The organism is Pseudomonas sp. BS3782 TE3695, assembly GCF_050435305.1.
Classification (GTDB): domain Bacteria; phylum Pseudomonadota; class Gammaproteobacteria; order Pseudomonadales; family Pseudomonadaceae; genus Aquipseudomonas.
Genome location: NZ_JBNDKB010000001.1, coordinates 435915 through 448365, shown reverse-complemented (window position 1 = coordinate 448365; position 12451 = coordinate 435915). Strand labels below are relative to the sequence as shown.

12 protein-coding genes are annotated in these 12451 nt (G+C 57.9%); 5 read left to right on the top strand and 7 right to left on the bottom strand.

Features of this window, described 5'->3' with window-relative positions; genetic code table 11:
• Together grxC and secB are read left to right on the top strand one after the other, a co-directional pair.
• Nucleotides 1-255: a glutaredoxin 3 gene (gene grxC / locus ABH909_RS01965; protein ID WP_007897411.1), complete on the top strand. Its 255-nt coding sequence runs from the start codon at nt 1-3 to the stop codon at nt 253-255.
• Nucleotides 256-310: 55 nt separating this feature from the next.
• Nucleotides 311-796 (top strand): protein-export chaperone SecB, encoded by a 486-nt coding sequence (gene secB / locus ABH909_RS01960; protein WP_007897410.1) that lies wholly within the window; start codon nt 311-313, stop codon nt 794-796.
• A gap of 171 nt (nt 797-967) precedes the next feature.
• On the opposite strand, the gene ABH909_RS01955 is transcribed toward secB, so the two are convergent.
• The gene (locus ABH909_RS01955) at nt 968-1423 is read right to left on the bottom strand and encodes a tRNA (cytidine(34)-2'-O)-methyltransferase (protein ID WP_007949025.1); all 456 of its coding nucleotides are present in this window, start codon (nt 1421-1423) and stop codon (nt 968-970) included.
• On the opposite strand from ABH909_RS01955, the gene ABH909_RS01950 reads away from it, so the two are divergent.
• Complete coding sequence (locus ABH909_RS01950) at nt 1422-1862, top strand: hypothetical protein (protein ID WP_429430090.1); 441 nt, start codon at nt 1422-1424, stop codon at nt 1860-1862. The two genes, ABH909_RS01955 and ABH909_RS01950, sit on opposite strands and share 2 nt — an antisense overlap.
• 690 nt (nt 1863-2552) lie before the next feature.
• Here the strand turns inward: ABH909_RS01950 and ntrC are convergent.
• The 6 genes from ntrC to glnA all read right to left on the bottom strand — a co-directional run bounded on the left by ntrC (nt 2553) and on the right by glnA (nt 8631).
• A complete protein-coding gene (gene ntrC, locus ABH909_RS01945) occupies nt 2553-3989 on the bottom strand; it encodes a nitrogen regulation protein NR(I) (protein WP_429430088.1) in 1437 nt (478 codons plus the stop codon).
• The gene (glnL, locus tag ABH909_RS01940; protein ID WP_429430087.1) at nt 3986-5071 is read right to left on the bottom strand and encodes a nitrogen regulation protein NR(II); all 1086 of its coding nucleotides are present in this window, start codon (nt 5069-5071) and stop codon (nt 3986-3988) included. Before glnL ends, ntrC begins: the two co-directional genes overlap by 4 nt.
• 414 nt (nt 5072-5485) lie before the next feature.
• Nucleotides 5486-6085 (bottom strand): DUF4124 domain-containing protein, encoded by a 600-nt coding sequence (locus ABH909_RS01935; protein WP_429430085.1) that lies wholly within the window; start codon nt 6083-6085, stop codon nt 5486-5488.
• Complete coding sequence (locus ABH909_RS01930; RefSeq protein WP_429430083.1) at nt 6082-6597, bottom strand: DUF4124 domain-containing protein; 516 nt, start codon at nt 6595-6597, stop codon at nt 6082-6084. Before ABH909_RS01930 ends, ABH909_RS01935 begins: the two co-directional genes overlap by 4 nt.
• Nucleotides 6598-6622: 25 nt before the next feature.
• Nucleotides 6623-7048, bottom strand: coding sequence for a cupin domain-containing protein (locus ABH909_RS01925; RefSeq protein ID WP_429430081.1), 426 nt, complete (start codon nt 7046-7048; stop codon nt 6623-6625).
• Between the two features lie 176 nt (nt 7049-7224).
• Nucleotides 7225-8631: a glutamate--ammonia ligase gene (gene glnA, locus ABH909_RS01920; RefSeq protein WP_007907861.1), complete on the bottom strand. Its 1407-nt coding sequence runs from the start codon at nt 8629-8631 to the stop codon at nt 7225-7227.
• 330 nt (nt 8632-8961) lie between these two features.
• Between glnA and thiI the strand changes: the two genes are divergently transcribed.
• Both thiI and typA read left to right on the top strand, forming a co-directional pair.
• Nucleotides 8962-10416: a tRNA uracil 4-sulfurtransferase ThiI gene (gene thiI, locus ABH909_RS01915; protein WP_429430080.1), complete on the top strand. Its 1455-nt coding sequence runs from the start codon at nt 8962-8964 to the stop codon at nt 10414-10416.
• Nucleotides 10417-10555: 139 nt separating this feature from the next.
• Nucleotides 10556-12376 (top strand): translational GTPase TypA, encoded by a 1821-nt coding sequence (gene typA / locus ABH909_RS01910; protein ID WP_007907857.1) that lies wholly within the window; start codon nt 10556-10558, stop codon nt 12374-12376.
• Nucleotides 12377-12451 lie beyond the last annotated feature (75 nt).

Sequence of the window (12451 nt, the reverse complement as noted above, 5' to 3'; positions counted from 1 at the left end):
ATGAACAACGTCGTCGTCTATTCCAGCGATTACTGCCCTTATTGTTCGCGAGCCAAGTACCTGCTCGAGAACAAAGGCGTAGCCTTCGAAGAGATCAAGGTCGATGGCAAGCCGCAGGTGCGTGCCGCGATGGCTCAGAAAGCCGGACGAACGTCCGTGCCACAGATCTGGATCGGCAACACCCACGTTGGCGGCTGTGATGATTTGTTTGCCCTGGAGCGCGCCGGCAAGCTCGACGCCCTGCTCAAGGCCTGACTGCCTTACTTGAAATAGCCAACCCTACAAGACCCGAGATCAGAAAGGATCTGAGATGACTGACCAACAGAACACTGCAGCTAGCGAAGAAGAAACCGCACCGCAATTCTCCTTGCAGCGCATCTACGTACGCGACTTGTCCTTCGAAGCCCCCAAAAGCCCAGCGATCTTTCGCCAGCAGTGGGAGCCGAGCGTCGGTCTGGATCTGAACACTCGCCAGAAGGCTCTGGAAGGTGACTTTCACGAAGTCGTGCTGACCCTGTCGGTCACCGTGAAAAACGGTGAAGAAGTGGCGTTCATCGCTGAAGTTCAACAGGCCGGGATCTTCCTGATCAAGAACCTGGACGATGCTTCGATGAGCCACACCCTCGGCGCGTTCTGCCCGAACATCCTGTTCCCGTACGCTCGCGAGACCCTGGACAGCCTGGTGACCCGCGGTTCGTTCCCGGCCCTGATGCTGGCCCCGGTGAACTTCGACGCGCTGTACGCACAAGAACTGCAACGCATGCAGGCGGCTGGCGAGACTCCAACCGTACAATAAAAGCTTCGTTTCCCCATGAAAAAAGCGCCTTTGAAGGCGCTTTTTTCATGGGGAAACGAAACCTTCAGGTAGGAGCTGCCGAAGGCTGCGATCTTTTGATCTTGAAAATCAAAATCAAAAGATCGCAGCCTTCGGCAGCTCCTACATTTGGATTGTCGTATCGCCGTGGGCTTACTTGAACCCGAGCTGGCGCCAGCCTTCATAAACGGCGACGGCCACGGTGTTGGACAGGTTCAGGCTGCGACAGCCTTCGCGCATGGGCAAGCGCAGGCGTTGTTCGCCGGGCAGGGCATCGAGCACTTCAGCCGGCAAGCCACGGCTTTCCGGGCCGAACAGAAAGGCATCGCCCTCGGCGAAGCTGGCGTCGTGAAATGGCCGCGAGCCCTTGGTGGTAAAGGCAAACAGCCGTGGATGACCGAGGCTTTCCAGACAGCTGGCGAGGTCTGCGTGGCGTTGCAGGGTGGCATACTCATGGTAATCGAGGCCGGCCCGGCGCAGACGCTTGTCGTCCATCTCGAAGCCCAGCGGTTCGATCAAATGCAGGTGGCAGCCACTGTTGGCGCACAGCCTGATAACGTTGCCGGTATTCGGCGGAATTTCTGGTTGGAAAAGGATGACGTGAAACATGCACGGCTCCGAAGGTAAAGATGACGGGCATTCTACGCCGCCAAAGGACCCTCGTTCGAAACTATTCCCAAGGGTGATGGGTTCGCTGGCGATTGTCGGGGTGATGGTGGGCCTGATGATCGGTCGCCTGACCGCACCCGACCCCAGTGTATTAGAGCAAGTCGAGGTGACGAACGATGGACTGGTGGTGTGGTTCAACAACGAACCCAAAACCCACGGCGAGATAGTCGACGGCAGCGTGGCGCTGTTGTTCGAGGCGCAAGGCCGTGCACAGAAAGGTCAGCTCAAGCTCAACGGCAAGGACGTGAACTGGCGAACGCGGTTGAGTGATGGGGGATTGTTGCTGACGGTGGTGGCGGCTCGCCCGCTGCAGGGCGAGTGGACCGGTAGCGAGGTCGATGACCGCTGGCGGCTGGAGATCCATCTCCGGGAGCAATAAAAGAGGGAATCCCCGGCCTGCCTGTACCAAGGTTCCCCAAAACGGGAGGGCTCGTCGCGGTTGCGTTATGAGCCCGATGTAAAGAGGGAATCCCCGGCCTGCCTGTACCAAGGTTCCCCAAAACGGGAGGGCTCGTCGCGGTTGCGTTATGAGCCCGGTGTAAAGAGGGAATCCCCGGCCTGCCTGTACCAAGGACCCCAAAACGGGATGGGCTCGTCGCAATTGCGGTATGAGCCCGGTGTAAAGAGGGGAATCCCCGGCCTGCCTGTACCAAGGTCCCCGAAACCGGGTAGTGAGTCGAATCACTGATTGGACTATTGCAGGGGGCGTGCCAGTTTTTAACAAGTTGCAACAGAAAGCCGCTGAACAGCGCTGAAAGCCCCGTGATTCGGGGCTTTTGCGTTTCTGCGATATGGTTTTTCTTGCAGATGGAGGCGGGGTTTTGGATCGGTTGTCGTGCTCGATTGCGGTTCACGGTGCATTGCCGCGGTGCATTGAGTTCTAAATGTGGGAGCGGGCTTGCTCGCGAAAGCGGTGTGTCATTCAACATCAATGTTGAATGTGATGGCCTCTTCGCGAGCAAGCCCGCTCCCACATGGGTTTGATGTCAGCCACAAAAGACGGCTTGGCACAAAACCCGTAGGAGCGAGGCTTGCCCGCGAATGGATCCAGAGAACGACGAAAGCCTGGCTAGCCCTCATCCCCCTCATCCTCCTCCCCACCATCCACCTTCATCCCCAATTCCTTGATCTTGCGTGTCAAGGTATTGCGGCCCCAACCCAGCAACACGGCAGCATCGCGGCGGCGGCCGGCGGTGTGTTTGAGGGCGGTTTCGATCATGATCCGTTCGAAGGCCGGCACGGCACTGTCCAGCAGGCTCGACTGGCCGCGAGCCAGCGCCTGATCGGCCCATTGACGCAGCGCTTGCTCCCAATTGGTCACCGGCGCCGAGTCCTGCGGCAGGCTCAACAGCTCTGGCGGCAGATCGCTGATGTGCACTTCACGACCCGAAGCCATCACCGTGATCCAGCGGCAAGTGTTTTCCAGCTGACGCACGTTGCCTGGCCACGGCAGGTTCTTCAAGTATTCCTCGGTTTCGCTTTTGAGCAACTTCGGTTCCACCGCCAGTTCTTGCGCGGCGCGGCTGAGGAAGTGCTTGGCCAGGGTCGGGATATCTTCGCGACGGTCCGACAGTCGTGGAATGTGGATGCGGATCACGTTGAGGCGATGGAACAAGTCCTCACGGAATTTTCCGGCATGCACCAGGGTTTCCAGATTCTGGTGAGTCGCGGCGATGATTCGCACATCGACCTTCACCGGCACATGGCCGCCGACGCGGTAGAACTCGCCGTCCGCCAACACCCGCAGTAAGCGCGTCTGAGTGTCCGCTGGCATGTCGCCGATTTCATCGAGGAACAGTGTGCCGCCGTCAGCCTGCTCAAAACGCCCGCGACGCAAGTTGGCCGCGCCGGTAAAGGCGCCTTTTTCATGGCCGAACAGCTCGGACTCCATCAGATCCTTGGGGATCGCCGCCATGTTCAGCGCAATGAACGGCGAGGCCGCCCGTGGGCTGTGACGGTGCAGGGCGTGGGCCACCAGTTCTTTACCGGTGCCCGATTCGCCATTGATCAGCACGGTGATGTTGGAGTGGCTCAAGCGCCCGATGGCACGAAACACTTCCTGCATCGCCGGTGCTTCGCCGATGATTTCTGGCGTACGGGTCAAGGCGACCGGGACTTCCAGGCCTTGCTGTTCCTGAGCGTGCTGGTTGGCGCGCTTGACCAGTGAAACCGCTTCGTCGACATCGAATGGCTTGGGCAGATACTCGAAAGCGCCACCCTGATAGGACGCGACAGCGCTGTCCAGGTCGGAGTGCGCGGTCATGATGATGACTGGCAGTCGTGGGTGCTGTTCGCGAATCCGTGCCAGAAGGTCCAGGCCGCTGGCGCCCGGCATGCGGATGTCGGAGATGATCACGTCCGGCTGCTGGCGCGCCAGGCGGCTCATCACGCCGTCGGCGCTGTCGAAGCTTTGCGTGGTCATGCCTTCCTGTTGCAAGGCTTTTTCCAGAACCCAACGGATAGAACGGTCGTCATCGACGATCCACACGGTTTCACTACGGCTCATGTCGATGTGGCTCCTTGTTCCAGTGGCAGAAAGATCGAGAACGTGGTGTGGCCTGGATGGCTTTCACATTCGATCAGGCCCTGGTGCTGGCTGATGATGTTCTGGGTAATGGCCAGGCCCAGCCCGGTACCGTCCGGGCGGCCGCTGACCATGGGAAAGAAGATGGTTTCCTGCAGCTCGGCGGGGATTCCCGGGCCGTTGTCGATGATTTCGATCTTGGTCACCAGGCGATGGCGCACGTGACCGATGGTGAACTGGCGCATGGCGCGAGTCCGCAAGCTGATGCGGCCAAGGCGCAGCTCGTTCTGGCTGCTGATGGCCTGCATCGCGTTACGCACGATGTTCAGCACGGCCTGAATCATCTGTTCGCGATCGATCAACACATCCGGAATGCTTGGGTCATAGTCACGCACCAAAGTGATGCAGCCCTGACTTTCGGCCTCTACCAGCTGACCCACGCGCTCCAGCACCTCATGGACATTACACATGGCCAGTGACGGCAGTTTGTTGGAGCCGAGCATACGGTCCACCAGATTGCGCAGGCGATCGGCCTCTTCAATGATGACGTTGGTGTAATCGCGCAGGCTTTCTTCCGGCAATTCACGGGCGAGCAATTGAGCCGCGCCGCGAATCCCGCCGAGCGGGTTTTTGATTTCATGGGCGAGGCCGCGTACCAGCATCTTGCTGGTCTCCTGCTTCGACAGTTGCGCCTCTTCCTTGGTGATCCGCAACAAGCGGTCACGCGGGTGAACCTCCAGCAACAGCAGCGTATTGCCATTGCTCAGGATCGGGGTCACGGCGTAGTCGACGGTCAGGGTCTGGCCGGTGAGGGCGGTGAGCATCGCTTCGCGCTTGGTGAACGGGTGCGCCTGCTGGACTGCCTGGCGCAGGGAGTTCAGCGCCTCGGTGGATTCGGTGAACAACTCACTGATGAACTGCCCATGGCTACGTTGGCCGCTGATGGCCAGCAGCATCTCCGCCGCCGGGTTCATGTACTCGAGGCGCAGGTCGGCGTCGAGCAGAATGGTTGCGGTGGTCAGGTTGTCGAGTAGCAAGCGGTGTAGTGCGTCGCTAATGGTCATCAGGACCTCTTTTGGAGCGGAGCGCGCGCAAGAAACAAGCGCCGATACGGGGAAAATGCAAAAACCAAACCAAGGCTCCGAAAAGAAGCGTTTAGAGCCTGAAACAGGCGTTTGACGCTCGTTTGCGTGGCGTTCTGCCAGCTTTTGCGGGTATTTTCGAACCAAAATGGGTTGCGGTGTGAGTACTGTGCACTCTACTGCACCAATATAGTGCGCAAGCCTGGGCAAAGTAAAAAAGCAGAGCCCGGGTCAAATGCAGAACTGTGGTGAACAACTTTGAACGACGAAAATCCTGTGGGAGCGTGGCTTGCCCGCGAAGAATGCACCGCGGTTTTTCAGGTATTACGCGTCATCGTTCTTCGCGGGCAAGCCACGCTCCCACAGGTTCTACGTCTTAACGGACCGGCGTTAGCGCTAAAAGAAGCTTTTTTCTTCTTCGGGTTTGTCTTTGAGGGGGCATTCCGGCCGTTGGCCGTAGTCGGTAAGGACGCAGGGTTTGACCTGACGTTTCTGCGCGAGGGAAATGCGCTGCATGTGAAAGGGTTGATTGGCCGTGCGTTCGACGGTACGGCCCTGTTCGTCGAGGATTTCCACCGACAGGTTGTGGCTGCCGCGGTCGATGTTGCTCAGGGCGAACACCGGGCTCGGGCCAGGCTCGGCGGTGGGCTGGCCATCCAATAGCAGACGATAGCGATGGCCCTGTTGCAGGCCGGGTTCGCTGGTAACGCTGACGATCAATTCACCGGCAGTGCTACGGATCGTGGCATCCGGGTCCGGCACCAGCACACGAAGCATGTCGTAATGAAACAGTGGTTTGGCTTCCGTGGCCATCACTGGCGCGGCACCGCTCGGGTTGGCCGACATCCGATTGCTGGTTGCCAGTGGTACGCGCTTGGCATTACGGTTGCCCGGCTGATCGGTGAAGACCCGATTGCCCTGAGCGTCGATGTAGGTGAAAACCTCGGCCATTGCCGAAAGGCTGATCAGACAGGCGACCAACAGCCAGCCCCTCAAGGCTTGTGCACCCGTTGTACGGTAAAGGTCACGGTGGGGCTCTGCTGCACGACTTTTTGTCCATCGATCACCTGAACCGCAAGGCGGTGTTCGCCACGGTCGATATTCACCAGTTGCAGAATCGGGACGTTGCTCGGTTGGCCGTAGGGTTGCTCGTCCAGTAACAGCCTCAATCGATGAGGGTCTTGCAGGCGCGGCTGGATCAATACGCCGACAGTGAAGGTGCCGTTGTTGGCGCGCAGGGCTTCTTCGGTGGGCAGGCCGGTCAGCTCCAGCACCTGATAGGCGCTGCCCGGCTGTTCGCGGCTACTGGATTGCGCAGGCGTTACTGGCACGCTCGGTGGTTGAAGCTCGACGCTGTTGAGCGGCGGCAACGCCACAGGCTCAGCCTTTACTCCATCGGGCGGTTGATTGCTGTAGGCGGTGTTGCCGTTGGCATCGATGTATTTGTAGATTTGGGCCATCACGGGAGAAATGCAGGGCAGCAGTAGAAGTAATAACAGTGGCCGCATTCGGATTCCCCGTGTTGAGCAAAGACTACTCCGCCAATGGAATACCCTCGCTCCCAGCATAGAACACAATAAGTTTTACCGGTGTATCGCCGGTCACTCCACGATGAGTGATATTGACCATTTCAGCCAGCGCTTCGCCCTGTTTGATACGCCGGGTCTGGCCGCTGTTCCGGTCTTCGACTGTTAGCTCGCCCGAGAGGATATAAGCCGCGTTGGGAATCGGGTGGGTGTGCCAGGGAAGTTTGCTATTGGCAGGGATCGTGAGTTTGAGCACTGTCAGCTCAGGCGCGGCATCCGGGTAGCGAATGTAAGGTGTGCTATCCCACGACTGGCTGCTTTGAAGCAGGATTTCCCGTTCGATGTCTGTCGATGGGGGAGTTGTGGTGCAGCCTGAAAGGGCGAGGGCACCGAGAGCGGTCAGTAGCGTCTTGAGCGTGAAAGTTGTCATCATTCCATCCGTTGATTGCAGGTAGTGGACAGGCTACGAGCCATTCAAACGGGTTGATGCCGGACGATGCTGTGTGTGTCCGAGGAAATGTCCAATTTCATTGTCGGAAGTCGCCCATAAAAAAGACCTCCCGAAGGAGGCCTCTCTTTTGTCACGCCGCGTAGCGCGGCGCTACCGGATCAGCAGCTGTAGTACAGCTCATATTCCAGTGGGTGTACGAAGGTACGAACCTTGATTTCTTCTTCGCTTTTCAGGGCGATGTAAGCGTCGATGAAGTCGTCGCTGAAAACGCCGCCTTTGGTCAGGAACGCACGACCTTTGTCCAGCTCTTCCAGGGCTTCTTTCAGGCTGCCGCAAACTTGTGGGATCTCTTTCGCCTCTTCAGGCGGCAGGTCGTACAGGTTTTTGTCAGCGGCGTCGCCAGGGTGGATCTTGTTCTGGATGCCGTCCAGGCCAGCCATCAACAGTGCAGCGAAGCCCAGGTATGGGTTAGCTGCCGGATCCGGGAAGCGAGCTTCGATACGGCGAGCGCGAGGGCTGGACACGTAAGGAATACGGATCGAAGCCGAACGGTTACGAGCCGAGTAAGCCAGCATCACTGGCGCTTCGAAACCTGGGACCAGACGCTTGTAGGAGTTGGTCGACGGGTTGGTGAAGCCGTTCAGAGCCTTACCGTGCTTGATGATGCCGCCAATGAAGTACAGAGCGGTATCGGACAGGCCGGCATAGCCTTCGCCAGCGAAGGTGTTCTTGCCATCTTTGGCGATGGACAGGTGAACGTGCATACCCGAACCGTTGTCGCCGTACAGAGGCTTAGGCATGAAGGTCGCGGTGCGGCCGTATGCGTCAGCAACGTTGTGTACGCAGTACTTCAGGGTCTGAACTTCGTCAGCCTTGGCCACCAGGGTGTTGAACTTCACGCCGATTTCGTTCTGGCCGGCAGTCGCCACTTCGTGGTGGTGAACTTCGATGACCAGGCCCATTTCTTCCATGGCGTTGCACATGGAGGTACGGATTTCGTGGTCGTGGTCGAATGGCGGAACAGGGAAGTAGCCGCCTTTGACGCCTGGGCGGTGGCCTTTGTTGCCGCCTTCCACGTCTTGGTCGGACATCCACGAACCTTGTTCGGAGAAGATTTTGAACATCGAGCCGGAGATGTCGGACTTGAACTTCACTTCGTCGAAGATGAAGAACTCAGGCTCTGGACCCACGAATACGGTGTCGCCGATACCGGTCGACTTCAGGTATTCCTCGGCACGCTTGGCGATCGCACGTGGGTCACGGTCGTAGCCTTGCATGGTCGAAGGCTCGATCACGTCGCAAACCAGGATCAGGGTCGGCTCTTCGGTGAACGGGTCGAGAACGGCAGTGGAGTCGTCCGGCATCAGGATCATGTCGGAAGCTTCGATGCCTTTCCAGCCAGCGATGGAGGAACCGTCGAACATTTTGCCTTCTTCGAAGAAAGCTTCATCCAGCCCATCGCGAGCCGGCATGGTCACGTGGTGCTGAGTGCCTTTGGTGTCCGTGAAGCGCAGATCAATCCACTTGACGTCATGATCTTTGATGAGTTGAACCGACTTCGACATAGTGTCCTCCGGGTGGCTTCGGGCTTAGTAGTGGATGCCCTTAGAATGTGGGTGATGCCGGCGCGAATACTCTGCCAAGGCAACCTGCCTCACAAGGGAGCAAATTGCATGCCAGTGCCCCACCATGGGTTTTTTGCCCCAATATCACGCTTATAAAGGTGCAAAGCCTCGAAAAGCGCCAAACCTCGCCCTGTAATGTAGCGTCGAATTCCATAAATGACCTGTTTTGGTGCGCGCAAAACCTTCTGCACATTAACTGGTTAAACCTTGAGCAATTTCCGCTATAATCCGCGCCCCCCTTTTTCGGCTGGCCCAGCGCGCGCTGTTTTCATGAAACTAATCGTAAAAGTCTTTCCCGAGATCACCATCAAGAGCCGCCCGGTACGGATGCGTTTCATCCGCCAGTTGGCCAAAAACATCCGTACCGTGCTCCGCGATCTGGACCCGGCTGTGGTGGTGAACGGTGTGTGGGACAACCTCGAGCTGGAAACCCGCGTCAGCGAGCCGAAAGCCCTGAAGGAGATGACCGAGCGCCTGAGCTGCATGCCGGGCATCGCGCATTTCCTGCAGGTCGATGAATACCCGTTGGGCGACTTCGACGACATCGTCGCCAAGTGCAAGCAGCATTTCGGTGACGCCCTGGCCGGGAAGATCTTTTCGGTGCGCTGCAAGCGTGCCGGCAAGCACGAATTCAGCTCCATGGACGTCGAGAAATACGTCGGCAGCCAACTGCGTCGTCAGTGCGGCGCCGCCGGAATCTCGCTCAAAGCGCCGGAAATCGAAGTTCGCATCGAAATTCGCGACAAACGGTTGTTCGTGATCCACAGCCAGCACAACAGCATCGGCGGTTACCCGCTGGGTGCCTTGGAACAGACGCTTGTACTGATGTCCGGTGGCTTCGATTCCACCGTCGCCGCTTACCAGATCATGCGCCGCGGGCTGATGAGCCATTTCTGTTTCTTCAATCTGGGCGGACGTGCCCACGAACTGGGCGTCATGGAAGTCGCGCACTTCATCTGGAAGAAGTACGGCAGCTCCCAACGCGTGTTATTTGTCAGTGTGCCGTTCGAGGAAGTACTGGGAGAAATTCTCGGGAAAGTCGATAACAGTCATATGGGTGTAGTTTTGAAGCGTATGATGTTGCGCGCTGCTTCCCGTATTGCCGATCGGCTGGAGATCGAAGCGCTGGTCACCGGCGAAGCGATTTCCCAAGTATCGAGCCAGACGTTGCCGAACTTGTCCGTTATCGACTGCGTGACCGACAAGCTGGTCTTGCGTCCACTGATCGCCAGTCACAAGCAGGACATCATCGACCTGGCCAACGAAATCGGTACTGCCGATTTCGCCAAGCACATGCCGGAATACTGCGGGGTCATCTCGGTGAACCCAAAGACCCACGCCAAGCGTCCGCGCGTGGAGCATGAAGAGAAAGAATTCGACATGGCGGTACTCGAGCGTGCGCTCGAAAACGCCAAACTGGTGCCGATCGATCGCGTAATCGACGAATTGGGCCAGGATTTGCAGATCGAAGAAGTCAGCGAAGCTCTGGCGGGCCAGATCATCATCGACATCCGTCACCCGGATGCCGCTGAAGACGAGCCGCTGGAACTCACTGGCATTGAGGTGCAGACGATGCCGTTTTATGCATTGAACGCTCGTTTCAAGGAACTGGACCCTACTCGCCAGTACCTGCTGTATTGCGACAAAGGCGTGATGAGTCGCCTGCATGCCCACCATTTGCTCAGTGAGGGGCATGCCAATGTGCGCGTTTATCGACCGAGCTAAGTGCCCGGGGCTGTTTGCCTGTGGCCTGCGTCACCGGCCCCCCGACGCCGCCGTCAAGCTGTAACGGCTTTGCCGGACTCTACTGTAAATCGCTGCCAAGACTTGTCAGCACACCGAATCCTCTGATCGAGATACACAAGTGATCGAAAATCTACGCAACATCGCCATCATTGCTCACGTTGACCATGGTAAAACCACCCTGGTAGACAAACTCTTGCGTCAATCCGGCACCCTGGAGCGCAACGAGCTCAACGACGAGCGCGTGATGGACTCCAACGACCAGGAGAAAGAGCGCGGTATTACCATTCTGGCGAAAAACACCGCCATCAACTGGAACGGCTACCACATCAACATCGTGGACACCCCGGGCCACGCCGACTTCGGCGGCGAAGTTGAACGCGTAATGTCGATGGTTGACTCCGTTCTGCTGCTGGTTGACGCTCAAGACGGCCCTATGCCGCAAACCCGTTTCGTGACCAAGAAGGCGTTCGAAGCCGGCCTGCGTCCAATCGTGGTGATCAACAAGGTTGACCGTCCAGGCGCGCGTCCGGACTGGGTTCTGGACCAGATCTTCGACCTGTTCGACAACCTCGGTGCCACCGAAGAACAGCTGGACTTCAAAGTCGTCTACGCCTCGGCCCTGAACGGCATTGCCGGTCTGGAACACACCGACATGGCTGAAGACATGACCCCGCTGTACCAGTCGATCGTCGACAACGTACCTGCGCCGAAAGTCGACCGTGACGGTCCGTTCCAGATGCAAATCTCCGCTCTGGACTACAACAGCTTCCTGGGTGTTATCGGCGTTGGCCGTATCGCTCGTGGTCGCATCAAGCCGAACACTCCGGTTGTCGCTATCGACGCCGACGGCAAGAAGCGTAACGGTCGTATCCTGAAGCTGATGGGGCACCACGGCCTGCACCGCATCGACGTTGAAGAAGCAGCTGCCGGCGACATCGTCTGCATCAGCGGCTTCGACCAGCTGTTCATCTCCGACACTCTGTGCGACCCACTGAACGTCGAAGCGATGAAGCCGCTGACCGTTGACGAGCCAACCGTTTCCATGACCTTCCAGGTAAACGACTCGCCTTTCTGCGGTAAAGAAGGCAAGTTCGTCACCAGCCGTAACATCAAGGAACGTCTGGACAAAGAACTGCTCTACAACGTTGCCCTGCGCGTTGAAGAAGGCGATACCGCCGACAAGTTCAAAGTCTCCGGCCGTGGTGAGCTGCACCTCTCGGTACTGATCGAAACCATGCGTCGCGAAGGCTTCGAAATGGGTGTTGGTCGTCCAGAAGTGATCATCCGCATGGTTGACGGCGTCAAGCACGAACCGTACGAAAACGTGACCATCGACCTGCCGGAAGAATCGCAAGGTTCGATCATGGAACAGATCGGTATCCGTAAGGGCGACCTGACCAACATGGTTCCGGATGGCAAGGGCCGTGTGCGCCTTGAGTACAACATCCCGGCTCGTGGCTTGATCGGTTTCCGTAACGAGTTCCTGACCCTGACCTCCGGTGCAGGCATCCTGACCTCGATCTTCGACCGTTACGACGTGATGAAGTCCGGCGACATGTCCGGCCGTCAGAATGGCGTGCTGGTTTCGGTGGCTACCGGTAAGGCACTGACTTACTCGCTGGAAACCCTGCAAGCTCGCGGCAAACTGTTCCTGGGTCACGGTGAAGACGTGTACGAAGGTCAAATCGTCGGCATCAACAGCCGCGACAACGACCTGGGCGTCAACCCAACCAAAGGCAAGAAGCTCGACAACATGCGTGCTTCGGGTAAAGACGAAACCATCGCTCTGGTTCCGCCTATCCGCTTCACCCTGGAGCAGGCTCTGGAATTCGTTCAAGAAGACGAATTGTGCGAAGTCACTCCTAAGTCCATCCGTCTTCGTAAGAAGATCCTGGGCGAAAGCGAGCGTACCCGCGCTGCCAAGAAAGCTGGTAACTGAGTTTCGACTTAGTTAGCGCTTAAAAAAACGCCCCCGACCGCAAGGTCGGGGGCGTTTTTGTTTGTCTGGGTCTTT

Excerpts from the sequence above, each read along its gene's own strand:
- grxC (WP_007897411.1), top strand. The coding sequence starts at position 1 with ATGAACAACGTCGTCGTCTATTCCAGCGATTACTGCCCTTATTGTTCG.
- secB (WP_007897410.1), top strand. The coding sequence starts at position 311 with ATGACTGACCAACAGAACACTGCAGCTAGCGAAGAAGAAACCGCACCG.
- ABH909_RS01950 (WP_429430090.1), top strand. The coding sequence starts at position 1,422 with ATGCACGGCTCCGAAGGTAAAGATGACGGGCATTCTACGCCGCCAAAG.
- ABH909_RS01955 (WP_007949025.1), bottom strand. The coding sequence starts at position 1,423 with ATGTTTCACGTCATCCTTTTCCAACCAGAAATTCCGCCGAATACCGGC.
- ntrC (WP_429430088.1), bottom strand. The coding sequence starts at position 3,989 with ATGAGCCGTAGTGAAACCGTGTGGATCGTCGATGACGACCGTTCTATC.
- glnL (WP_429430087.1), bottom strand. The coding sequence starts at position 5,071 with ATGACCATTAGCGACGCACTACACCGCTTGCTACTCGACAACCTGACC.
- ABH909_RS01930 (WP_429430083.1), bottom strand. The coding sequence starts at position 6,597 with ATGCGGCCACTGTTATTACTTCTACTGCTGCCCTGCATTTCTCCCGTG.
- ABH909_RS01925 (WP_429430081.1), bottom strand. The coding sequence starts at position 7,048 with ATGATGACAACTTTCACGCTCAAGACGCTACTGACCGCTCTCGGTGCC.
- glnA (WP_007907861.1), bottom strand. The coding sequence starts at position 8,631 with ATGTCGAAGTCGGTTCAACTCATCAAAGATCATGACGTCAAGTGGATT.
- thiI (WP_429430080.1), top strand. The coding sequence starts at position 8,962 with ATGAAACTAATCGTAAAAGTCTTTCCCGAGATCACCATCAAGAGCCGC.